At 58.2% G+C, this 25293-nt stretch carries 19 protein-coding genes; all 19 read right to left on the bottom strand.

All coding sequences use genetic code 11. From position 1 onward, the window contains the following. Positions 1–10: 10 nt before the first annotated feature. Positions 11–649 carry a ribonuclease HII gene (locus ACWORE_RS02290; protein WP_455302597.1) on the bottom strand — a complete coding sequence of 213 codons (639 nt, stop codon included), beginning with the start codon at positions 647–649 and terminating at the stop codon, positions 11–13. Positions 650–806: 157 nt separating this feature from the next. Then, a complete protein-coding gene (gene lepB / locus ACWORE_RS02285; RefSeq protein ID WP_455302347.1) occupies positions 807–1787 on the bottom strand; it encodes a signal peptidase I in 981 nt (326 codons plus the stop codon). Between the two features lie 217 nt (positions 1788–2004). Then, positions 2005–2808, bottom strand: a complete 804-nt coding sequence (locus ACWORE_RS02280; protein ID WP_455302346.1) for an esterase/lipase family protein — start codon at positions 2806–2808, stop codon at positions 2005–2007. A 9-nt stretch (positions 2809–2817) separates the two neighbouring features. Then, positions 2818–3069 carry a hypothetical protein gene (locus tag ACWORE_RS02275; RefSeq protein WP_455302345.1) on the bottom strand — a complete coding sequence of 84 codons (252 nt, stop codon included), beginning with the start codon at positions 3067–3069 and terminating at the stop codon, positions 2818–2820. A 10-nt stretch (positions 3070–3079) separates the two neighbouring features. After that, complete coding sequence (locus ACWORE_RS02270) at positions 3080–3229, bottom strand: hypothetical protein (RefSeq protein ID WP_455302344.1); 150 nt, start codon at positions 3227–3229, stop codon at positions 3080–3082. A gap of 407 nt (positions 3230–3636) precedes the next feature. Further along, a complete protein-coding gene (gene rplS, locus ACWORE_RS02265; RefSeq protein WP_046202459.1) occupies positions 3637–3978 on the bottom strand; it encodes a 50S ribosomal protein L19 in 342 nt (113 codons plus the stop codon). Positions 3979–4270: 292 nt separating this feature from the next. Beyond that, positions 4271–6619 (bottom strand): Tex family protein, encoded by a 2349-nt coding sequence (locus ACWORE_RS02260; protein ID WP_455302343.1) that lies wholly within the window; start codon positions 6617–6619, stop codon positions 4271–4273. Next, positions 6594–7526, bottom strand: coding sequence for a tRNA (guanosine(37)-N1)-methyltransferase TrmD (gene trmD, locus ACWORE_RS02255; RefSeq protein ID WP_448234446.1), 933 nt, complete (start codon positions 7524–7526; stop codon positions 6594–6596). The genes ACWORE_RS02260 and trmD overlap by 26 nt, the downstream gene beginning before the upstream one ends. Before the next feature lie 39 nt (positions 7527–7565). Then, positions 7566–8198 (bottom strand): ribosome maturation factor RimM, encoded by a 633-nt coding sequence (locus ACWORE_RS02250; protein WP_455302341.1) that lies wholly within the window; start codon positions 8196–8198, stop codon positions 7566–7568. A 40-nt stretch (positions 8199–8238) separates the two neighbouring features. Beyond that, positions 8239–8511: a KH domain-containing protein gene (locus ACWORE_RS02245; protein ID WP_296135885.1), complete on the bottom strand. Its 273-nt coding sequence runs from the start codon at positions 8509–8511 to the stop codon at positions 8239–8241. A 128-nt stretch (positions 8512–8639) separates the two neighbouring features. Further along, on the bottom strand, positions 8640–9113 hold the full coding sequence (gene rpsP / locus ACWORE_RS02240) for a 30S ribosomal protein S16 (RefSeq protein ID WP_448235525.1): 474 nt from the start codon (positions 9111–9113) through the stop codon (positions 8640–8642). Between the two features lie 271 nt (positions 9114–9384). Further along, positions 9385–11001 (bottom strand): signal recognition particle protein, encoded by a 1617-nt coding sequence (gene ffh, locus ACWORE_RS02235; RefSeq protein ID WP_455302340.1) that lies wholly within the window; start codon positions 10999–11001, stop codon positions 9385–9387. Positions 11002–11123: 122 nt separating this feature from the next. Next, positions 11124–13601 carry an acyltransferase family protein gene (locus tag ACWORE_RS02230; RefSeq protein ID WP_455302339.1) on the bottom strand — a complete coding sequence of 826 codons (2478 nt, stop codon included), beginning with the start codon at positions 13599–13601 and terminating at the stop codon, positions 11124–11126. A gap of 297 nt (positions 13602–13898) precedes the next feature. Continuing rightward, positions 13899–16172 (bottom strand): [protein-PII] uridylyltransferase, encoded by a 2274-nt coding sequence (locus tag ACWORE_RS02225; protein ID WP_455302338.1) that lies wholly within the window; start codon positions 16170–16172, stop codon positions 13899–13901. Positions 16173–16175: 3 nt separating this feature from the next. After that, the gene (locus ACWORE_RS02220; protein WP_046202722.1) at positions 16176–16514 is read right to left on the bottom strand and encodes a P-II family nitrogen regulator; all 339 of its coding nucleotides are present in this window, start codon (positions 16512–16514) and stop codon (positions 16176–16178) included. A gap of 100 nt (positions 16515–16614) precedes the next feature. Further along, a complete protein-coding gene (locus ACWORE_RS02215) occupies positions 16615–17937 on the bottom strand; it encodes an ammonium transporter (RefSeq protein WP_455302594.1) in 1323 nt (440 codons plus the stop codon). A gap of 506 nt (positions 17938–18443) precedes the next feature. Next, entirely contained in the window at positions 18444–19346 is a 903-nt protein-coding gene (locus ACWORE_RS02210) for a GDSL-type esterase/lipase family protein (RefSeq protein WP_455302337.1), read from the bottom strand. Positions 19347–19624: 278 nt separating this feature from the next. Further along, on the bottom strand, positions 19625–21526 hold the full coding sequence (ftsY, locus tag ACWORE_RS02205; RefSeq protein WP_455302336.1) for a signal recognition particle-docking protein FtsY: 1902 nt from the start codon (positions 21524–21526) through the stop codon (positions 19625–19627). 72 nt (positions 21527–21598) lie between these two features. Then, a complete protein-coding gene (locus tag ACWORE_RS02200) occupies positions 21599–25255 on the bottom strand; it encodes a hypothetical protein (protein ID WP_455302335.1) in 3657 nt (1218 codons plus the stop codon). Positions 25256–25293 lie beyond the last annotated feature (38 nt).

The raw sequence follows: 25293 nt of genomic DNA, 5'->3' as shown, positions 1-25293 counted from the left end.
GGTCAGACGATCAGATCGAATGATGAGCACGGTACGCACCTACCGCCTCGGCCACGTTCCGATAAGTGTAACGATGCTCGGGCGTCCCGCCGTGGAGGCGCACCGCGTCAATATGTTGAGCAGTCCCGTAACCCTTGTGTTTCTCCAGACCATACCCGGGGTAGCGCTCCGCGAGATCGCACATGTAGTGGTCACGAGTAACTTTCGCCAAGACGCTTGCGGCCGCGATGCACCGGGCAGCCGAATCCCCACCGATGATCGGAAGATGCGGTTGCGTCAGCCCATCGACTCGCATGGCGTCGGTAAGAACATAGTGAGGGCGTTCGTCTAAAGCACCCACGGCACGTCGCATCCCCGCGATATTCATGGCTTGGATTCCATATTTATCGATATCTGCAGCTGAAATAAGAATGACTGACCATGATTCAGCGGAATCTTTAATAATCGGGAACAGCTTTTCTCTCATTGTAGGAGAAAGTATCTTAGAATCATTCAGCTTATCCAGGGGATGAATGGGCTTTGCCGGCAATATGCACGCGGCTATGGCCATCGGGCCGCAGCACGCTCCCCGACCTGCCTCATCCACACCGGCGACGGGACCTAACCCGGCTTTGACCAATGCATGCTCATATGTCCGGGCTTGTGGCATACGACGAATTCGCGTGGCCTGAATGGTCAACCGCGCACCAGCATGCTTGGTACCAGCATGTTTATTCGTTTCTACACACGCTCTCACCTGGTTAAAAGTATGCGAATGCCCGTCAACCAGCAGAGCACTCCCCGACGTTATCAGCACAACCGATCCCCTACGACTGAATCTGAGGATGCTTCACAGTACCTATCCGATTGAACGGCAAAATGCGAGCATCAACGCGACCAATCACATTATCCACCGGAACAGTTCCTTGGTATTGATCCCCCAAGTGGAACCGCGAATCTCTCGAATTGGTGCGGTTATCACCCATGACCCAGAGATGATCCTCGGGAACTTTCACGGGCCCGAAGTATTCGCCCCCACAAGCAATCGATCCACCTTTAGTATCGACGCTCCGGGACGGCGGGTTCATGATATCCGAATTATCAATCTCCTTCCCGTTAACTTTGACCCCATTATCGCCAGGTAAGCATTCCACTTTCTGGCCACCGGTCGCTATGACACGCTTAACAAGATCATTTTCGTCTGGTGCCACGAGTCCGATATACGACCCTAAGTTTTGAAAACCGCGGACAATCCGATTACTCGATCGACTCGTTGTGTACGCATTATCCCAAGACTCTGGACCTTTAAATACCACCACATCGCCGGGCTTGGGGTCTTTAAAGTCATACACCATTTTATTGACGAAAATTCGGTCATTATTGCAGTCCGTGCATCCATGAAGTGTGGGCTCCATGGATTCAGAGGGAATGACATAAACCCGCCCCACCACTGCTTGAAAAGCGATGGTCGCTATCAGCGCAATCGCAATAATAATGGGGACATCGATATACCACGGACGCTCGGAACGAGGCGACTGTTTTCTCGAGCGCTCGCTTTTCGACGGAGCAGCGGGGCGCGTGGAACGACGTTCTGCCGGACGGTGTGAAGGCCTCTTGCCGACGCTGCCCCCGCGAGAATTCTGCCGTTCACGCAGCGCTCTGCTGTCATGTCTGACCGAGGTTCGTGACGGCTGACGCCGAACTCGTCGCCCATCAGGTGACGGGCGATCGATATTCTTCCCCCTCGACGCACGTAAACGCTCAGGGCTCGTACAGGGGCGCCAGCCCGATGGGTTAGTTTCGGTCACAGGCCGTCATAGTACCAGCAGAATTCAGCAAAACATGATGTCATGTCTCCGCCACGACGGCCAACGACGGTAGGGTAACAACTCCGCTACCCCCCATGCCCCCAGCGACGACCAAAACACACCCAATAGCAAATCCTCGGAGCTCCTCACTCCGCGTCGTCGCGGGCGTATGCAACCAATGGATTCGCGTTGCTAATAGCTCCGCCGAGGACACCGTCTACGATGTCGCGAACAAGACGGCCGGAACACACGGAACTGCGACATCCCGCCCCAATGCGTTCATCGCGTAAGCAATAACACGCGGATTCGTCGTATACGAGAGGTGATCGCCATAGTCCTTATTGCACCCATCTTGCGTCACGATGTTGCTGACATCAACATCGTTACCTGATTCCGCCGCCGTCGTGAACTGTGCATGAGTTGTCGGAGTAACAACTAAATCAGCATGGGACGAAATGGACACGTACTTGACACCAGGAACCTCGACGTCATTCATCTCGTGGGTCATGAAATCTGAACCAGTTAACAGATCGTTAGATGCCGGTCCACCCAGCGCGCCAACCACCATGCTGATTGGCAATTGAGCAGCATCCAGCTCTTGGTATAGATGGTTAAGCCCAAGAACTGTCGTCCCTTTCAGAACACCACCAAGGGTTATGACTTTCCCAACTCCCTTTCCTTCTTTGCGCTTAGCATAGGCAGCTGCCATTGTTCCGCCTTCAGAATAGCCGATGATGTCTACGTCATCGGCCCCTGTCTTCTGGCGAATTTCATCAATCTTGGCGGTGACTTCATCCGCGCTATCCGCCATCGGGTTAAGACCATTCAGTCCAGGGATCAACCCGGGTGCTGTTGCGTTGTCCACTGTCATCGGCCGAGGGTCACCGTAATTGAACCCGTAGACACAGAAACCTGCAGCTGCCAATTCTGGAGCCATCCGTGCATACGTCGAATAGAAATTCGAGTTCAAACCGTGGAGCAAAACAATGGGATTCTCACCGGGGCGCGGGGTACATTCCACATTTGCACCCTAAGGGGCCAGAGCCGGATTCGTCATTCCGAGTAATGTCGCCTGGACAAAGCTGTCCTCTTTTGGTCCATGGCCAACGGTTTCAGCCCACGGGACATCCTTTGCCGCGGGAAGATCAACCTGTGTCGTTACGGGCTTAGCTGAAGCCTGTGGGGCGGTACTGACCGCACCTGTCATTCCGGCGATAGCAGTAGCAGCAGCAAGCACACACGCGGCCACTTTCTTTGTCGATGAGTGAAGCGATGAGAGCATTCTGAGCCTTTCACACAACCTTGCACTCGGCTCGACGTGACCAGAGGTCATTCACTGCGACTGAGTGCGACATGTATTCCATCCAGTAATAAGAAGGTTTCAACAGATCTCGATGGCGTCGGCAATCCTGCAGCGCTTCGGGAACATCACTGGTTGCCATAGTGGTTCCAACGGCAGCAGTGCAGTGACACCTCGTAGTCATACGAGAGGGGAAACTGAAGAACCAACATTGAATCTACCTACGGAACCGTAGAAAAAGGACCAAGCCACAAAAATTACCCCCGTTTAAGGTAGGAATCCCCAGTCTACCGCGATGCTCTCTACGTAAATGTCGTGTTTTACGCCCACATATTCGTGATCAACGTCGTGTCGTACTTGAGGATTAATTGTTAAGTTATCGTTTCTACTGCCCTCTAGCTGACACACCCCAACGACTTCAGGCCAACGACCCAATAAGTAATGGTCTATACGGCACACTGGACATAAAAAAGACCAATGCGATGTGCCTTAGCACTCACATTGGTCTCCATTGTCGCACCACCGAGGTGGTTAACGAGGGACAGCCGATTAACGACGTTCCTTAATCTTGGCCGCCTTACCGCGCAGGTTACGCAGGTAGTACAGCTTTGCACGGCGAACGTCACCGCGAGTCAAAACCTCGATGTGGTCGATGTTCGGGGTGTGAACCGGGAAGGTACGCTCCACACCGATGCCGAACGACACCTTGCGAACGGTAAAGGTCTCACGGATACCGGAGCCCTGGCGACGGATAACAACGCCCCGGAACACCTGAATACGGGACTTCTGGCCCTCAATGACCTTCACGTGGACATCAACGGTATCGCCAGAGCGGAACTCCGGAATATCGTCGCGCAGTGATGCAGCATCAACCTTGTCAAGAATGTTCATAAATACGATCCTTCGTGGTCGGAGCAGAGGAACCTAGCGGCACTTCCCTGGAGGGCGCTCGGCCGGCTCGTACCCAGTACATTTTCACTGTCGAGTTACGCAGAATGCTCCGGGATAGCGTTGCAGCATCCCAGCCTCAACGTCGATTGTTACAACGACGGCTTTCGCTTGCATTCGGCGAAACAGACAACCTCAGCATTATCGCACTACAGCTGTCATTTCTCCAACTCAGACGACGCAAACGGTGTGTCCGCCGAAAGTCATGCCAGCGGATCCCGACGTCGGCTCCCGGTTACTTGCCAAACCCGGCGCGACGAAGAGCGTCGGCCATGGGACCACCCTGCTCACGTCGATTACGCGATCCTCGGCGGCCACCCTGATTGGGCTTGCGTGAACCCTGGCCACGCCGATGAGAGGCGTGATCGTGCCCGTCTCGACGATTCTCACGATGATCCCCTTGCCGAAGCTGGCCTTTCTCTCCCGGCTCGTCGTTCAACCGCAGGGACAACCCAATACGCTGCCGATCTGTATCCACGTCCATGACTTTGACGCGAACGACCTGGCCCGACTTCACTACATCGTGCGGATCCGACACAAAACGATCACTCATCGCTGACACATGAACAAGCCCGTCCTGGTGGACTCCGATATCGACGAAAGCACCGAAGGCGGCGACGTTCGTGACCGTGCCCTCAAGCACCATCCCGGGAGTGAGATCAGAAACCTTTTCTATGCCCTCTTTGAACGTTGCGGTCCGGAACTCCGGACGCGGATCGCGGCCCGGTTTATCGAGCTCAGCAATGATATCGGTCGCCGTCGGGATTCCCACAGGCCCCTGGGCAAACTGAGCCGGATCGAGCCCACTGAGTACGCGCGAATTTCCCATGAGGTGGTCCACGTCCAGGCCAGTGGCCTCCGAAATTGTCGACACAACACCGTACGACTCCGGGTGTACTGCCGACGCGTCAAGCGGTTGCGAACCTCCACGGATACGCAAGAAACCGGCGCACTGCTCGAATGCCTTCGGCCCAAGGCGCGGGACCTTCGTCAATGTCTTCCGCGAATCGAAAGCACCGTTGTCTTCGCGATACGCCACAATGTTCTCGGCGATGGTCGGCGTCACGCCGGCCACACGGGTCAGCAGCGGAGCTGACGCAGTGTTCAAATCAACACCCACGGCATTAACCGCGTCTTCCACCACAGCGTTCAGAGCATCGGTCAAGGATGACTGGTTGACGTCATGCTGGTACTGCCCAACACCAATCGATTTCGGATCAACCTTGACCAACTCCGCCAACGGGTCCTGCAAACGGCGGGCAATCGACACCGCTCCACGCAAGGAAACATCCAGATCCGGGCACTCTTTACTCGCTAGTTCCGACGCCGAATAGACGGAGGCTCCGGACTCTGACACGACCACGGGAGTCGGCGCATCGCTGCCCAGCTCCTTCACCCTGGCCGCCACCTCGCGGGAGAGTTTCTCTGTCTCGCGGCTGGCTGTTCCGTTGCCGATAGCCATCAGGACAACATGGTGGCGAGCGCACATCATCGCTAATTCGTCGACGGCCGCCGACCACCTGTTCTGTGGCTGATGGGGATACACGATCGTCGTGTCCACCACTTTCCCCGTGTCATCGACGACCGCCACTTTCACGCCATTGCGGTACCCGGGGTCGAGGCCGATGGTCACTTTCTGGCCAGCAGGCGCAGCGAGCAAGACGTCGTGGAGATTCTTCGCAAAAACCTCTACCGCCGTTGCTTCGGCCTTCTCTTTCGCCCGCATCCGAGCGTCCAAACTCGCAGAAACGCTCAGTTTCGTCCGCCAGCCCCACTGGATCGCCTTCTCAATCCAATCCGCGGCGGGACCATCCCGGTCAATAGCGCTCCCCAAGTCCGCGTCGTCGGCAATGAGGCCAACATAAGGAGCGTCGTCACCAGGATCGATCGACAGGGAAATGACACCCTCACGCTCACCGCGCAACAAAGCCAGCACACGGTGCGACGGCACATCCGAGAGCTGTTCCACGAAGTCGAAATAATCCCGATACGTCGCCCCCTCCTGCTCCTTACCCTCCACAACGTGAGCCTCGAGGGCGCCAGAATCCCACACCCTGTCGCGAATATGGCCGACGAGGTCCGCGTTCGTCGCTAAGCGGTCAACGAAAATAGCGCGCGCACCCTCCAGCGCCGCCTTCGCATCCTCAAACCCCTCTGTTGTGTAGGACTGCGCCACCGGTTCCGGATCCAGCGTGGCGTCGGCAAGTAAAGAATCAAGAAGCGGCTCAAGACCAGCTTCCCGCGCCTTATCCGCCTTCGTCCTGCGACGCTTTTTATAGGGCAGATACAGATCCTCTAAGCGGGCCTTCGTGTCGCACTGCTGGATGAGCTCCCGCAACTCGTCGGTCAGTTTGCCCTGGCTATCAATTGCTTCGAGGATCGTCTGCTTGCGGTCCTCAAGCTCCCGAAGATAGGTCAAGCGCTCCGACAGGGTGCGGAGCTGGGCGTCGTCGAGACCGCCCGTCATTTCCTTGCGGTAGCGGGCAATGAACGGAACCGTATTACCTTGGTCCAGCAAATCAACAGTCGTGCGGACTTGTTGTTCAGTAACACCTAATTCATGAGCGAGGGTCTGAATAATCACCCGACCGATGGTAGCCGTTGCGCTCTAGCCACTCATCGTCAGCATGGCTCAGGAGCCCCGCAGCCCGGCAACGCTCAATCAAATCTGGCCGACGTTGGGCCGTGATTTCTAGGGCACGCTCCCGATTCCACTGATCGACCTTCGCGTGATCACCCGACAGCAAAATATCGGGGACGTCCCGACCGCGCCACGACCGTGGCTTCGTGTACCTCGGCCCCTCCAGCAACCCCTCAGAGAACGAATCCTCCTCGTGGCTGCGCCGGTTGCCAAGAACGCCCGGGATCAGCCGAACAATCGCTTCAGCCATGACCAACACAGCAACCTCACCGCCGACCAAAACATAATCGCCGATCGACACTTCCTGAACGCGATAATGATCGCGGGCTTCATCGAAAACCCGCTGGTCAATGCCCTCATAACGGCCGGAAGCGAAAACGAGGTGATCTTCCTGAGCTAGCTCGTGGGCTAACTCCTGGGTAAGCGGAGTACCTGTCGGGGTTGGTACGACGAGTACCGGCGTCGACGAGGTGCGGCCAGACTGGCCAGACTGACCAGTTTCGACGACCTGCCCCACCGAACCACTGGCGTCATCAGATGAATCGAGCAGGTCATCATGCCTCGGTTGGCGCCGGTGGGGCTCGGCCGTGACAAGGTCCGCGGACTCAGCGACGGGGCCAGTGCCCTGGGCGACGTCGTCTAGAGCGCTCCCCCACACGTCGGGCTTCATCACCATGCCCGGGCCGCCCCCATAGGGTGAATCGTCGACAGACTTGTGAACCCCCGACGCCCACTGCCGGAGATCGTGAACGCCGACGCTGATAATCCCCTGTTCGATTGCTTTGCCAAGCAAGGCGTGCCGCAGCGGTTCCATGTAGGCGGGAAAGATAGTAATGACATCAAGCCGCAGGTGGTGAGGCACGGTCGTTTCCTTATCCATCCTGTCCTCCTACGGTAGGTCCAACAATCCCTCGGGCGGGGTCACAACAATGGCCTCATTGTCGATATCGACGATCGGCACAATGGCCTGGACAAATGGAATGAGGACCGTTCGCGGCGCACCATCGGACTCTATCTCCACTTCCAGCAAGCGCTGGGCCGGCCCACGCAGCACATTCTTGACAATTCCGATGTCCTCGGGCTCTGGTTGAGCCCCCTCATAAGCCCGCGCGTGCGCTTCCTCCGCACTCACTGGGCCCACAGTGAGGACATGAAGCCCTTCCAACTCGAAGTCATAAAACTCATCGCCGGAGTGATCGATAACAGGCTCCGCAACGAAGCGCACTCCCCGCAAAGACTCGGCGGCGTTGCGATCCGGAATTTCCTCAGCCTTCATGATGATTCTGCCTTGGTGCCCCCGAACCGACGCCACGGTCAGAGTAAATGACTTTTGGGATCCGCCATTCCGACGCTGGCGCCCACCTACGGGCATGGCCCTGACGACGCTTCCCACCGCGAAGCGCCCCTCGGGGTCATCCGTGGTTGGCAAGACGACGAATTCTCCCCGGACCCCATGCGGCTTGACGACGCGACCGATCTGTACGTAATTGGGATCGTCCGCGGAATTATCATGCTTGGTCACGACGTCATTATCACAAAATCATGGCCGCGGAGCGAATACGTTAACGAATCTCTATCCGAGTATCGCGGTCGAGGCTGCGCAAAATTGTGCGCAGTGCCTCGGCATGGCGTCCTTTGCGTCCGATCACCATGGCGCGATCGTCGGGGTGGACGTAGACGATGAGCACGTGCTGCCGCCCCCGGTAAGTCGTCCGTACGGTCACGTCATCGGGGTGAGGAACAATACCCCGGACAAGGTGCAGAACAATTTTTTCTTCCGACGACGTCACCTCTGATGTGGTGCGGCGGAGATCGGAGGGAGATGCATGCGTCATAGCTGCCACTATAGTTACTACGATCCCGAGGAACTGGAGCAAAACAAAAACCGGTGTGCAGAGTCACTCTGCACACCGGATAAGCACAAGCTGGACGTTATGAGGCTCAAACCTCACAGAACGTGAAACTACTCAGCTGATCCTTCCTCAGCCTTGTCTTCAGCAGCTTCCTCAGCTTCGGCTTCTTTAGCCGCTGCTTCTTCAGCAGCCTTCTTTGCAGCCTTGCGCTTTTCGGTGATGGCCTCCAAGGTCGGGCCATTGTTCGCCTCAGCAAGAGCCTCGTTGAAGAGATCCAGCTTGGACTTCTTCTCCGGCTGAGCCTTCAGCGTGCCCTCAGCACCGGGAAGACCCTTGAACTTCTGCCAGTCACCTGTGACCTTCAGCAGAGCGAGGACGGGTTCGGTCGGCTGAGCGCCAACGCCCAACCAGTACTGTACGCGGTCGGAATCGATGCGGATCACTGACGGATCTGCCTTGGGCTCGTAGATGCCCAGGTTTTCGATAGCGCGGCCCGAACGGCGGGTGCGGGAATCGGCAACGATAACACGGTAGTGCGGGGTACGGATCTTACCGAGCCGCTGCAACTTAATTTTGACAGCCATATTCTTCTTTCTGTGGTCACCGGGCAGTGCAGACACTCCCTACCGAGAGGGAGCCGGTTCAGCCCTTGGATTTAACCTGCGCGTGACCACCGGTCGGCCGTGGCCGAGGACGGTGTTACGCAGGAACGCTTTGCGCTGTCCCATCGGCACTACTCGCGCGCGAGCACACCGAAACAAACAACTTTCCGAATGCTAGCAGATCACACCGGAATTACCGAAACACCGCGCAGCGTTACTTATCTGGGTCACTCATCGGAGTGACTTATCAGCGCTACTTCTTCCGTCGGCCCTGAGAGCCTTGCCCAAAATCGAGGTTATTGAGGTCGATATTTTCCATTCCCTTAGGCAGGTTCTGCTGCCCCATCCCGGGCATACCGGGCATTCCACCACCCATGCCCATCTGCTGCTGAAGCTGCTGCAACTGATCCATGTTCGGCATTCCGCCACCACGCTGTGCCGCGGCACGATTCTTATTCTTGTTCTTGCCCTTCTTCCCCTTCTTGCCTTTACGGCCTTTCTTCTGCTTCTTTGTTGCGCTACCCCCGCCCATGCCGAAACGGCTGGTCATCTTGCTCATCATCTTCTTTGCCTCAAAGAAGCGCTCAACCAGCTGGTTAACATCCTGAACGGTCACACCCGAACCGGCAGCAATACGGCGGCGTCGCGACGCATTCAGCATCTTCGGATCATTGCGCTCAGCGGGAGTCATCCCGCGAATAATGGCCTGGATGCGGTCGAGCTGCTTTTCGTCGACCATGTCGGCCATTTTGGACATCTCGGAGCCACCCGGAAGCATCTTCAAAATGGCACCCATCGGCCCCATGCGACGCACCATCAGCATCTGCTCAAGGAAGTCATCCAAGGTGAGTTCCCCGGAAAACATTTTCGACGCCGACCGCTCAGCTTCTTGCTGATTGATCTTCTGCTCAGCCTGCTCGATAAGCGTCAGGACATCGCCCATGCCCAGGATCCGGTTGGCCATCCGGTCCGGGTGGAAGACGTCGAAGTCGTCAAGCTTTTCACCAGTGGAAACGTAGAGAATCGGCTTCCCTGTCACCTCACGGATGGAAAGGGCTGCACCGCCTCGAGCGTCGCCATCGAGCTTGGTGAGGACGACGCCGGTGAAGTCAACGCCTTCCCGGAACGCGTCGGCAGTATGAACCGCGTCCTGACCGATCATCGAGTCGATCACGAACAGGACTTCGTCGGGGTTAGTAGCGTCACGAATATCTCGCGCCTGCTGCATAAGGACTTCATCAATACCGAGCCGACCGGCGGTATCGATGATGACAACGTCGTGTTTCGTGCGCTGTGCTTCTTCAATACCAGCGGTCGCGACGCCAACAGGGTCGCCGTGTGACTGACCCATTTCATGTTCGACGGTGTCCGTCCAAGTCCCCGGATCCGGTGCGAAAGTTGGCACGTCAGCACGTTGGCCGACGATTTCCAGCTGCTGAACGGCCCCCGGGCGCTGGAGGTCACAGGCCACCAACATGGGCGTGTGCCCCTGCTTCTTCAAATGGTGAGCTAATTTCCCGGCCAGCGTGGTTTTACCAGCACCCTGCAGGCCGGCGAGCATGATCACCGTCGGAGGATTCTTAGCTAACTGCAGGCGCCGGGTCTCACCGCCCAAAATGCCGATGAGCTCTTCATTAACGATCTTAACAACCTGTTGAGCAGGGTTAAGCGCCTCTGAGACCTCGGCACCCGTAGCGCGTGCCTTGATGTTCTTAATGAAGGCGCGAACAACGGGAAGCGACACATCTGCTTCCAGTAAAGCTAAGCGGATCTCGCGCGCCGTGGCGTTAATATCTGATTCAGTCAGCCGGCCTTTACCGCGCAAACCTTTGAGCGCTCCGGTCAATCGGTCAGACAGTGACTCAAACACAGATTCTCCCCTGTTGGGTTGTCGGCATGAACTCCCCTAGCATACAAGCTCACGGCTTGCAGTACGGAGCCCACTCGTATCGGATGGATACTACCTATGCACTCGGCCCTATGAACTAGGCCCTATTTCTTGTTGTAAGCAAGCGTGGAAAATGCCTGTTTAATGCAATCCACAAAAATAGGCATTGCCCCATAATCCGGGTGAATTCCATCAGATTGCAGATCGCCCGTGTGCTTGGCTGCCACTTCGGACCAGCCCGCGACAGTCACGTTCGGATATTTCGCCGCTATCTTTTGGTACTCATCCGTCACCTGCGGTTCCCAGCCAGCACCATACGTGTTGACCAGAACCACGGTCCGCCCACGCTGAATCTCGTCGATTTCCTGCTCGACAGCCTGAGGATCGCGAACACCCCAGTTGGTCCCCAGCGCAATAACGACGGCGCGTCGGATCTTCCCCTGGCGCTCCATGTCCTGCATGATCGGAATAGCTTGCTCCCACGCACGCTCCGACTGCGCAACAATATCCACACCCGGATAGTCCTTGACAATCTCAGGGGCCGTCGTGACCAGCATCGAATCACCAAACATGGTCGTGTCCTTGCCCTCTGGCGGGGTGTAGTCGACCGTGTCCGAGCGGTCTGTCCCCTGCCCACCCGTCGCGCCAGCGCCATCTCCCGCGGAGGTGCCGTCGCCAGTATTGACGAGGTGTTCGTTTTCGGTGATTTTCTGTTCGACGAGTGTTTTATCGGGCGCAGTCGAGGCCACGGATACTGTGCATGCGGCCAACGCGACGGGAACGATCAGGGTTGCCACAGCGGCCGGTGTTAAGCGAACACGCCGTGATTTCGTGGGTGCCCGACGTGCCGAGGTCCGACGATCGTCGTTGTGCGTATCCGGACGTTTAACGAAGAGCCCGCAAAAGGCTGCCCATGCGCCACGGAACCCTAAGCGCCTGATGGGAGTTTCCAAGTACCGCAGGGAAATCTCACACACAATAAACGTGACGACGACGGCACCCAACCGCACAGCCCATGACGCTGCGCTGTTATCCGGTGTCGGGATGACGATTTGCGCAAGGATGATCAGCGGCCAGTGCCAGAGATAGACCGCGTAGGACCGATCACCCAACCACGACGCGGGGCCGGATGACATCAGCTGGACCAAGCCACCGCGATTGACCAGAAAACTGGCGATCATGATCGCGGTCAGGACGTTGGCCACGGCAATGCCACCGTGGAAAGCCTCGGCTGAGCCGTCGCCAATGATGATCATGAGGACGATTAATCCGGCGCACGAGAGCCAGCCAAGGATCGGTCCCACCGCGGACCAGAACCGGGTTGTGATGAAACCACCGTCGGCACGCGATGCCTCAAAGGCTAAGGCGGCGCCGATCATGAGTCCGAAGAGGTGAGTGTCCGTTCCGTAATACACGCGCGTCGACGAATCCGGGCTGAAGAGAACTGCCATGGCGACGGCAGATGCGGCGGCGACGATCAGCAGGGAGAATGAGACCCGACGTCGGGCGAACTGTCGTCGAGCTATCCAGACGAATACCCAGGGCCACAACAGGTAGAACTGTTCTTCCACGGCCAGTGACCAGAAGTTCATGAATAACTGTGGGACGTTGCGGGTGAAGTAGGACGACCCGGCAGCGATTTCGACCCAGTTGTAGGAGAACGTCAAGACCCCGATTATCTGCGGAGCAATGCGTACCAACAGGTCCTGGGCTTGTTCGGCCCAGCGCGTGCACAGCCAGGTGAGCGGGACGACGATGATGATGAGGCTGACCAGCGCCGGGATGAGCCTGCGCGCACGTCGGATCCAGAAATTCGCCAAATTGGAGTGACCCGTTTTGTGGCGTTCGCGGATTAGGAGCGTCGTGATCAAGAACCCTGAGACGACGAAGAAGACGTCGACGCCCATGAACCCGCCGGGTAGCAGATCGGGATCGAGGTGGAAGAGGAGGACCGACAGAATTGCGATAGCGCGAAGGCCGTCCAACCCCAAGATCCGGCCACCGGGAAGTGTGAGTGACACGCGGGTGGGTTGAGCTTTCGTGCGACGGCGGTTGCCCTGGTGTGAGCGTGGTGCGCGCGTGGGTTGGGGCGCCTGTGAGGGCCGCTGAGCTTGTGACGTCGGCCGGGCACGATGACCGGCCGAGGTGGACGCCCTGTCTACTCGGTTGTGGTGAGTTTCCCGGGTGGCGCCGGCATCGCGATCAGACGATGATTCACGGGTGAAAGATGAGGAGTCACGGGTGAGGAAATCTGCTTCGGGGCGACGTCGGCGGGCCTCTGCCAGCGCTTCTGCCCGTATGGAATAAAAATTGTCGCTGGGTAAGCGACGCCCGTTGCGGTCTAAACGTCCCCGCGTGTATCGCTGGGGGTACTCTGTCCCCCGGTTCTGACGGGGATATGACTGACGGGGTTGTGCAGTGTGAGGAGGTCGTGCTTGTTGCTCACGAGAGTGACGACTGTGGGTCGTCGACGCGCTCTCCGGGCCCTGGTTGGTACGGCGATCATGACGACCATCGGAGGGCGACCATGTGACACGGGCCTCGCGCCCCGGCTGTCGGCTATCACGACGGTGGTGTGCCACAAAAACCACCTTTCTGGAAAATCTCCACACAAAGCATAGCGGAAATAAAACTTTACTGGAGAAATGCTGAAAAAGCGTGACACCTATCGCGTATCCATCACTAAAACTAATTATTTTAGGTAAATAACGTACCTGACTAGCAATGGCAATGGCACAAGAATCAGAACAATCCCGCGATCGGACGGCGGCATAGCCCCAGCTGCACGGTGCTCACTGATAACGGTGCTCTACCGGGCCCACCGATAACGCCTTTTACCGTCGCGGGCAACCACTACCCCGCACCCGGGTTCCGATGCGTCAATCACCGAGGGCGTGCCTAATCCGCATCACCGCAGCGTCCTTCTCTTTACGGGTGAGCCCCGGCTTCACACCGAACTGATCGACGACCGTATCGGCAAACGTCGAGACTGTTGCCCAGCGAAGCTCCGGTAGAGCACCAATCACCGCAGCCAAAACACCTAAACGATCCCGGGCACGAACCTCGAGAATATCGCCATTCCACACCAGTTCAGCATCATCTTTGGTGAAAGGAAGACGCGTTTGTCGGGACTTCTGTTGCGCATAGAGCGACTGAAGAACGGAGTTATCGGGCTTGCCCTCATGCACCGGATGCAGGGCAAACATCGCGACGGTCTGGGTCAACCCCTTGTCGGTGGGCTCGTCACACATGATGCGGGCTTGCAGGATGTGCCATTTGCGTTCCAGCATCAGGTTGATCACACGCTGGAGCGCCGACGGGTCGTCGTCGTCAAGGATTAAGCGCCAAAAGTGCTTGTCATCCTGCATTTCGACCGGCGCAGAAGTCTCCTTCAAATCAACGACGTCGGCCGCGAAGTCAGGGTGCTGCACCGGTGCAATCCGCATCTGCGACCGAGCCACGCGGGCGAGGCGTCGGACAGAAGCGGCTGCTCGCGGGGTCCACACGGTAGGGCCGGTCCCCTGAGCATCGCACGCGGTGAGCACCTCGAGAAGATCGAGAACCAATGGGATGCTATCGACGCAATCGACCAGCTCACGCGCGGTCTCCGGATCATTGGGATCCCGGTTCAGAGCCAGCCGCATGAGATCCGTGTGGTGCGCAACCAACACTTCCAGCACGCGAACATCAGCAGGATTGAGGCCCATGCGCCGCGCAGCATCTTTGACCATCCGAGCACCCACCACGCTGTGGTCCTCGGGTTGATCCTCATCCCCCGTTTGCTTGCCCAGATCGTGATACAAAGCAGCAAGCAGGAGCAGATCGGGGCGAGGCACATGAATCGTGTTCTCCGCCGCTTGCTTCACCACAGCGAGCGCGTGCTTATCCAAGGTCAACACGTGGGTTCGTTCGCGCGGCATGACTCCGCGAATACGGCGCCAACCTGGCACGATGGGCTCCCAGAGGTCATGCCGATCCATGGCTTCGACGACGTCGTTAGTTCGATCCCCGCCCGCGAGGACCGCACAAAAATCAGAGAGTGCCGACGACGGCCAGGGCTCGGGCAGCCGGGGGCAGGACTCCAGGCGCGTCCATACGGCTTCACCGACGGGGAGACCAGTTCGCGTGGCGGTCGCTGCTACGCGTAGAGGAAGGCCGGGATCATCCATCTTCACCGAGCGAGCTAAAGCGATCTGCCCATTATGATCCACCACGCCTTCGTCCAGAGGACGACGGATGGGGCGGCGAAGGGCCGTGCGTGACGGTAACGCCGCGCGTGCCGTCGAAAAGCCAATAGTCAATGCGGCGTCGATGTTTCGTGCCGCGGCGGCGACTTCTTCGGATAACGCGTATCGGTCACCGCGCCCCATGGCGACGGCGATATCGGCGGCAAACTCGGGATCCAGAATGTCGCGGGCACGACGGACGGAATCATGCAAGAGTGTGCGTACGTCTAATAACAGCTGGTAGTCCGTATCGGACACCGTGGCATTGGCCACCTGCGCGAGGGCGAGCGCACGCAACAGCTGTGCGTCACGAAGTCCCCCGCGGCCGTGCTTGAGATCTGGCCGGGTCATCGCGACAACCGACCCAGAGCGGTGCCACCGCGACGCTGCGGAGGCAACCAGGGAGTCGAAGCGTTGAGGGATGGAGGACCGCCAATCCGCCATGGTTTTCGCCCTGGCGGAGCTGGCGAGTTCTTCGTCGCCGGTGACGAAACGAAGGTCCACCAACGATAGCGCGGCGGTCATGTCCGCTGATGCCGTCGAGATCATGCCCGACACGGTCCGCACAGAATGATCAAGCGGAATGTTGCGATCCCAAAGCGGGTACCACACCGACTCCGCGACCGAGGCCACCACATCCGACTTAATGCCATCCGCGTGGAGCAGCGTCACATCGAGATCGGAATAGTGAGTCATTTCGCGACGAGCAAAAGACCCCGTTCCACACAGCGCGAAACCATCCGGCAAGTCGCACTGACTGAGCATCTCCTCATAGGAGGCCGTGACTGCCTTGCGAACCGACGCCGGCGACGACGGAAGGCCATCTACATTACGCGTGGCTGAGTTACTCCCAGTCAGCTGCCCTGAAGGCGCACTTGGTTCGTGCCGCACCCCGGCCAATCGCTGTCCTCTACTTGTTACGCCCACTTGTTATACAGCGTCCTCACCGCGTTCCGCCGTCCGGACTCGCGCAACATCGTCGACCGGTGTTACCCAAATCTTCCCGTCGCCGATCTTTCCGGTACGAGATGCGGAAATAATTGCTTCAATGACGTCGGAGTACAAATCGTCCGACACAACAACTTCGATCTTTATTTTTGAGACGAAGTCAACGGCATATTCAGCCCCGCGATAAACCTCGGTATGCCCTTTTTGCTGTCCAAATCCTTGGACCTCGGTAACCGTCATGCCGCGCACGCCGATACTTTCCAAGGACTCCTTAATGTCGGTGAGCGTAAAAGGCTTCACAATAGCGGTGACAAGCTTCACGATCATCTCCTCCTTATTCCTGCTCGGTCTCTCTGTAGCTCTGGGTTAAATCTGTTTCTTGTGCCCATACACCGTACGCCATTCGCCGGATCAACAACGCCTATCGAATGTCCATCCCGACGAAGTCATAAGCGGTCTCGCTGTGCATGGCGAAGTCAATTCCGCCTCGTTCAGCGGAATCGTCGATACGCCAGCCCATCGCAGCAGAGAGAATCGTTCCGATGATTGTGGTGATGATCGCCGTGAACACCATCGCGACAACGGCGATGACCACCTGAATGATGAATAACCGGAAGCCATCTGCACCGCCGCCGGTGAACAGCCCGGCGTGGTCTTTGGCTAGCAGGCCGACGCCGACCGTTCCCCAAATACCGGATAGAAGGTGAACACCGACGACGTCTAAGGAGTCATCAAACTTGAGTTTGTACTTGAGGCCGACTCCGTAAGCTGACACCACGCCAGCGACAGCACCGAGGATGATCGACGTCACGGGTGTCAAGTTTCCGCAGGCCGGGGTGATGGCAACCAGTCCAGCGACGACGCCGGATGCCGCACCTAAGGAGGTGGCGTGTCCGTCTCGTATACGCTCGACGGCAAGCCAGGCCATCATGGCAGCGCAGGCTGCGACCGTCGTGTTGACCCATGCCAGAGCAGCACTGCCGTCGGCGGCGAAGGCGGATCCGGCGTTAAAGCCGAACCAGCCGAACCACAGGAACGTCGTGCCGATCATGGTGAGGGGAAGGTTGTGGGGGCGCTGCGGGGCTTTCAAGAAGTCACGCGATTTGCCGACGATGAGGGCCAACATGAGGCCTGCAACACCGGCGTTGATGTGGACCACTGTTCCACCTGCGAAGTCGATAGGGGCGATTTTCGCGACTTTCTCGCCGTCGTCCATCGTCGTCCCGAATAACCATGCAGCAATGCTGTGTTCGGAGTCGGACAACAAGCCCCCACCCCACACCATGTGGGCCAAAGGGAAGAAGGCGAAAGTGACCCACAGCACTGAAAACACGAGCCAGGTGGAGAATTTCACACGGTTGGCAAGCGAACCAGAGATGAGCGCTACCGTGATCACCGCGAAGGTCAGCTGGAACGCGACGTCGATAATTTCGGGGTACCCATTGCTACCCGTGGGGAATGTTCCGTCGTCGGAGGGGAGAATTCCTCGCAGCCCGAAGTTGGTGAATGGGTTGGCGAAGATGCCGCCGATGTCGCCGCTGGAATACGACATCGAGTATCCCCACAGCACATAAATAACTCCGATTGCCCCGAGAGCCCCGAATGACATCATCATCATATTGAGGGTGGACTTTTGGCGTGACATTCCGCCATAGAAAAAGGCGACGGCTGGCGTCATTAACAACACCAGGGACGCGCTAATGAGCATCCACGCGGAATTGCCAGCCGTCACACCACTCTCCATTGCCGAAGCGGCAAGAACTACTTGGTCGACGAGCACACGAGACTCCTCTCGCAGGACTCCACGCAGGGGCTAGCAGCGCAAATGGGACGATATTCGCGTGCGTCGCCACCTCAAGCGGGAAGCCTGATTGTGGGCAGATAATTATTCGGGGCATTCACGCTCGGCACGTCGACAGTGATTATGAGTTTTCACTCCACGGGCAAGGAGGTGATGCCTACAGGAAAAGCATGGTTATCTCGTGTTTCCGACGTCGCAGTATGACGTTTCATTCGTGTGAAATAAAACCCACATTGTTTCGCTTTTGTTACGAGGGAAATATTCGCTGGAGTTTGCAGCGGAGATTTGTCACGCAATACGACAAGGACGCGTTAGAACAGCGCGGGCTTAACAGCGCGACGGAATAGCTGCGCAGCGTGATTTCGGGGTTACGTGATGGCATACGCGAAAACCCCAGGTGATGAACACCCGGGGTTATGTGTAGCGCGCCAGCTTGTTAGGGCTTTAGCTTAGAGCCTGGCCGTAATCTGCTGCGCCATGTTGTCTACACCTTGGTAGGTCATGTGCATGGACATTGCAGCGTTGTTGCCGTTGGTCTCAATCAAGCCGGAAACCCAGTTTTCCCGACCGGGAGCACACGTACTGTGCCCCACAGTCGATTCGGCCATGTCGAGGTAGGTGCCGCCGTTACGCTCTGCAGCCGACGACTGCTGGCGCTTAATAATGTTGAAAGCGTTCTGGAAACCGAAGCCCGGAGTGTTGAACGGACGAGCATCGCCAGCCTGAATCCAGCACATCATATTCGGATCGTCAGGCGCAGTGAGCTGGGGGTAGGACAAGAAGATCAGCTTGGCGTTCGGAGCAGCTTCACGGATACGATGAGCAGCCTTGTCCAGCTCTGCGCCAGCTTCAGCCTCGTGAGCAGGATCCTCAGGGGTGAAGCTCCACGCGTACCCGGTCTTGTAGAAATCATTGATACCGATCAGAATCGGAACAGCCTGGGTATTCGGGTTCAATGCTCCGCTGTCGATCGCCTTGGTCACCAAGGTATCCAGGCGATTGGGGTTCAAGTTAGTTTGAGTCGGCGCAGCGGCCAACGTCGCACCTGAACATGCGTAGTTCTCAACTTTTCGGCCCGAAATAGACTGCAGAACAGAGCCGACATCGTGCTGGTCGATGGGGCAGCCGGAAGCAGCTGAACCCGTGACAGGAGCAAACCGGGGAGCGACGGGAATGGCTGCTTGAATGTGGTCATTGAGGAGAGCCAGCTGGTTTGTGGTGGCCATGTACGAATCACCCAACAGCACAATATTGGAGTCTCCCTCAGCTTCGGCTGGGTGAGCAGCTACGGCTGCACCGGCACCAACAGCAAGAACACCGACGAGGGCAGAGAGCTTTTTAGCTAAGGACATTTCACTTCTCTTCTTTTTACGGGCGGGGAGTTTCCATGTGCCAACGCAGTTCGCTACACAGCAGTGGAACTGGCCTAACACACAGAAAGGCGCCCTGGTTCAGGCGCCGCACTAGTCCGCACGGCCCACTACACAACGGCCTACAAAGTGTTTCGTTGGAACACGATATATTATTTCATCTGAAAAGCATAGGTTGCAGAATGAGTTTTTTAGGCTGACCTATTCGGGTGCTGACGCGGCCGGTTGATACTCGATCGTCGCCGGCCACGGCCATATTCTTACCCGAGCAGTGCGTCAACGAATCCCTCAACCTCAAACGGGGCTAAATCGTCGACACCCTCCCCCAGGCCAACCATCTTCACCGGAACGCCGAGCTCTTCCTGCACTTGGAAGACAATTCCGCCCTTGGCCGTGCCATCCAACTTCGTCAAGACCACACCAGTGATGTCCACTGTTTCCGCAAAGATGCGGGCCTGGACCAGACCATTCTGGCCGACGGTCGCGTCGAGAACAAGAAGGACTTCATCCACGACAGCCTTCTTTTCGACGACGCGCTTCACTTTGCCCAGCTGATCCATCAAGTTGTTCTTCGTGTGGAGCCGGCCTGCGGTATCCAACACAACGACATCCGCGTGATCAGCAACGCCGGCGGCTACCGCGTCGAATGCCACCGATGCGGGATCGGCACCCTCAGGGCCACGCACAGTGCGGGCATTAACGCGACTCCCCCATGCTTCAAGCTGATCGGCCGCCGCGGCACGGAAGGTATCCGCAGCACCCAAGAGCACGCTGTGGCCCATGGCCGTCAACACTCGTGCCAGCTTTCCGGCCGTCGTCGTCTTGCCCGTGCCATTCACACCAACAACGAGAATCACAGCCGGCTTGCCCTCATACGGCATCGCACGGATAGAACGATCCATCTCCGGGTGGCACGACTCGATCAAAGCCTGGCGGAGCAAAGCTCGCGCCTCCTGCTCTGACGAAACACCCTGAGAAGCGATTTTCTCCCGCAGGGAATCGACCACTTTCATAGTGGCCGCAGTACCCAGGTCCGCCATGACAAGTGTGTCTTCGACGTCTTCCCATGCATCCTCGTCAAGATCGCCGCCGCCGAGAATTCCTAAAACGCCTTTACCGATGGCGTTCTGAGAACGCGACAGCCGCCCGCGCAAACGGTGAATACGCCCGTCGACGGGCTCGGGAGTTTCTGCGGGCTCCTTCGGCTCAGCCTCAGCGACAGCCGCGGTGCCTTCATCGGTGGGTTCCGTGGACGACGGGCGTTCCTCGGTCTCGGTGCTCTGACGCGCAAGGTCAGCAGCGGCTTCCGCACCGACAGCAACCGACTGCGCTGCAGCAGCAGCCTCTTCAGCTTCGGTCTTCTCTTTCTCAGTGAGGTCGCTCTCCGAGAGCTCACTGCTATCCGACGCCGGTTCCTGTTGTGCCGACGAGTCCTCAGCTTCGGCGGTTTGCGCGGACGATGCCGCAACGACTGGTTCCGCGGAAGACTCTGTCTCTACCGGCTGTGCTGACGGCTCCGTCTTGTCGTCTTCAACGGCGTTCTCGCTGTCCGCCGACGCCTTCGTTTCTTGCGTTTCCTTTTCGGATTCCTGATCGGCTGCCTCAGTCTTGCCGGCCGTATCAGCTTCATCGGCCTTGCCAGCCGAATCGTCGACTGCTTCGTCGGCAGGAGGAACAACCGGCTCATCCTGCTCGCGATCAACGGTTTCCGGAGATTCCGTCACGCCAGCAACGTGATCATCAGGACTCTTCGGCGCCTCGTCGGCACGACTATCGTCGGCAGGCTCAGTTGATTGGGGTGCAGGTTTTTCTGCGTGAGCACTAGTTTCTGGCTCAGCAGCCTGTTTGCTCGTCGAGGAGCTATTTTCGGCAGAAACTGGTTCCGGTTCTTTTTTAGCCTGTTTTGTTTGCCCAAATTCACCGGCGACGACGTCGGCCTGTGACGGTTTGTGCCCCGTCGCAGGCCCAGCGGCGAAATTAAATCCGCCTTTTGGCTGGTAATTGCCCGAATCGGGACGCTTCTTCTCCTCGGTGTCACTCGCCTTACTTTCGAATGACACCGTGTTCTTTTTACGCCTATGCAGCCCAAAAATAATGAGGAGCGCAAGGAGCACCAGGACAACAACAACGCCGATAATGGTCCACAACACAACAGGAGACATAGTGGCCATTATGTCAGCAACCGTCGCACTGTGAAGAAGGAGCCACAGGATGTCGTACTATTTGCTGCCTATTTACTTCCTTTTGTGGCCGACAACACCCAGCACCATGGCATCGGCAGAGACGATATCCCCGGCGACGAGGTCCGGCAGCATCTCAGCGACACGGGCCCACCCTGCTACTGCTTGTGGGGACAAGGCGCCCATTTTGCCTGCACCGTGAGCTTCCAAACGCGCGGCCAAGGCAAAAACGAGAGAGGCGATGGGAGCCAACGCCCACCGGTTGTCGACGGATTCCGTGTCCACGCCCTCTAGGCGATCGAACCGGACGCGCGCAGCCGCGTACAACTGGCGATTGCTGTGTCGAATCCTCTTCAGCAGTTTCGCAGCCGTGACCATGAGGTCTTCTTCGCCCAGAAGCTGAGTTAGCTCCTCGCGGTGAGAGAAGGTTTCCAACACGGCCAACAAGCGGGAGTTATCCTCGCTAATCGGGCCTGGCATGATCCCAGCACTGTCCAAGAACTGCTGCAGAATGACCTTCTGCTGAGCCTCGGGCATGCGCGCGATGTGAACAGTCGTGGGGTCCAAGCACGCGTTGTCCAAACTCTGGTCACGCCCCGTGGTAAACGCCTCGACAGCGCGGTCCCCGACCAGGGAACGGAGTTTCTCCAACGCATTATTTCGCCCTTGAGCAGGAGTAACGTCGGGATCCGGAGCCAGGTCGCTTGCCGAATCCTTGCCGTCGCCATTGTCGCCGGCGTCGCCATCGGGTGACTCAGGTGATTCGGACGATTGTTCGGCAGCTTCCTCCGCAGCAACCATGGCCGCATCCCAGCGCTCAACCTCAGCTAAGGCCCCCAAGGCACCAATCCACGGAGCCGCCGATCCTTGAGAAGTCAACGACTCTGAATCAATCGCGGTGGGATCGAACGCCGAGCGCACCAGTCCGCTCGAGATCAACACACTTGGACGCTTCGACGCGTCGACAAGCGATTGGGCCAAGCCGACCAACGCAACACTCGGCTTAGACAGGAAGGCGTCACGGACCACTTCAGCACCGCGAGGCAATGAGGTGAACGCCCGCGAATCCGACATCCAGCCCGCTTGGAGGTCCCACAGCAAACTGAAGGTTTCGGCGCCGCCTTCGATTTCTTTCGATTCACCGGCCAAGAACGCGCTCAACGAATCGAGCCCGTGGCCCGTCGCATATCCTGGCTGATCCACCATGACAGCTTGAGGGCCTGGGCGTGCTGGCGCGCGCAAGTTTTCACTAACATCCGCGCAATACACCTGAACAACCAGGGGCCCGACGTTGCGAAGCTCCTCGGGCAAAGTCGCTTCACCTTCGACAACACGGGCACTCAAGGCGCGGCGCCACGGAGCCGTCGTCGGCCACATCCACAAACCCAGCGGACGGCCATCGGGCGAGCCCTTGACCACTGCAACCGACGTCTCATCCCCCGGGGCTTTATCCGCTGACACCACCACGGTGTCGTCTTTCAGCTCGATCTGCCATTCCGGCGTGGGAGCCAACGTCACAAGGCGAACCGATGTGCTCTTCCGCGTCTCTTCATCGACCCAGCTCAGTTCGATGCTTCCGCCAGACTGCGATGCCAGCGCAGAAGCAAAGTCCTTCAAGGGGATGCGCCAGGTCATGCCGTCCCACGTGAACATCTTCTTCGTGCGCACCGGGGAGCCGTGGTGATTCCTCGCGGTAATCACCGGTTTGTGGAGCTCACTGCCCGTGCGGACACGCAAGAACATCTCGCCGTTCAACTCGGAACCCGCGCACACCAGCGGCGTTGACCGCCAGCGGGCTTCCTCCCCCTTGAGGGGAACTTGGAAGCGCAGCCGAGGAGGCGTCACCACAATAGGAAGCAGATCGCCATCATCGGTGCTCACCGTCGCCGATCCACGCGCCGAATCCGCGCCGACCTCAACCGGGTTCGGTTCAATCGACGCCGGCTTTTCCGTCGCCAATTCGACTGACATCGGTGAGAGCCCGCCGGCAACCGGGATACGGAAACCGTGGTTGTCCTCAAGGGAGGTCACCAGGCCTTGAACGATCGCGTACCGGTGGCGGAAGGACTCATTCCGCGGACCACGCAAGCGAACGATGTATTCGCCCGTCCACGGCGATTCATACAAATCGGGGTCGAACACGTAGACGGCGCCACCATCGGCGGGCACCTCGACAGGTTCCGCAGGGGTGACTTCAACACCGGCCTGACCAGGGCCAGCGTAGGACGAAATCGATAGATACCAGACCTCATCGGCACCGGACAGCGTCGCCGGGAATTCCGCCAACAGACTTTCAGAATGAACAGGTAGCCCAGAGACCGACCGAACGTGTGAGCACAACTCGCCCTCGGTGAAAATCACCCTCTGCCGAGGATCAACACTGCGCAAGGCCGTGCCGGCAGGCTCCCCCGGGCGACGCACCTGGAAGGACGCGGCATCATTAACGTCGACGGTCCGCGCGATCCAGCCATTCCAGCCCCGAAGCTCCACTCCATCGTCAGCGGGTAAGGGCGTCTCACGGACAGGGTCGACGATTTCCGCGTCATCGGGCGAAACCACAATGAGGTCCGTATGGTGCAGCGATACCTTGCTCGTCACGTTGTGGCCGCGCATCGTGAACGCCAGGAACGGTTCAGAGAGCACAGGGATTGTCCACGAGACCCGACGAACAATTTCCTTGACGACGATTTCCCGGGCGGCTTTGCGCACTGGGACGTCGAGGATTTCAGAGAATCCTTCCGTGTCATTGTCGTAGCCGGTGCGGTACTCGACGACCTCACCGTCAATCGAGACGCGCCACCGCAGCTCAACGACGGTTTCGTCCAAGGGCATTTGTGGCAAACGAAGCACCACGCGCTCCCGGCTGACGTCGTAGACCAAGCGCGGTGACGTCTCCCACGACGCCGTCCCCACCGTCGATAAGCGGTCGACTGTGCCCGCGGGGCGTTCGCGTAATTCGTCGACAAGATCTTCAAGAATCAGTAGCGGGACGCGATAGGAGCCATCTTTGCCCACTCCCCATTCGGCCCACTGGTCGACCTCGTACGGGTGCTGGGCGGCCCACCGATAGAACTCGATGATGTCGTCGAATAAGCGGGTGGCGCGCTCGGGTGCCACTGTGCAGAGGGGCCCCAGCTGCCGCGTCGGCGATGTCTCGACAAAATGCTCAGTCAGCGACGCACCGGTGACGTTATCGGGGTCCTCGTCGATGAGCGCGATGGGGCTCGGAATCCACCCCGCCGGAATTGTTGCGTGCACTAAAAGCCGGCCCAACTCGCCATCGGAGCCCGACGCAGCAATGTCCATCGGATCGAGGCCCGCACGAGAGAGAATCTCGGCCACGTGGCCGTCGAAACACCCGTAAAACTGCTCGGCCAGATCGCGGTGTACGCCCAGGCCAGCCCAATACTCAGAATCGAAATTGCTTAAATCGGCGATGCGTCCAGCGCGACCCACCAACGTCGTCGCCACAATGGCCGGGCAAGCCTCCAGAACAGCGGAAAGCTCTGCTCCGGCAGAAATTTGACGAGTGACAAAACGACCCCAGAAACGGTCCAGGCGCTCTAACTCGTCGCCACTGAGGTTGACCTCGACGGCGAAATCAAGGTCTGACAGCTGCCGAGACAGCTCAAGCTCCGTCGTCGATGCCCAACCCAACAAGGGGTCAGCGGAATCTGCAATAAAACTCGTGGGGGCGTCAACGCCTGACAACTGAGTAATCCTTCCCAAGACGCAATTGTGGCTACACG

This window comes from Corynebacterium sp. c7Ub_26 (genome assembly GCF_053760365.1).
The sequence above is the reverse complement of the archived record's forward strand: the minus strand, read 5'-3'. Positions and strand labels throughout refer to the sequence as shown.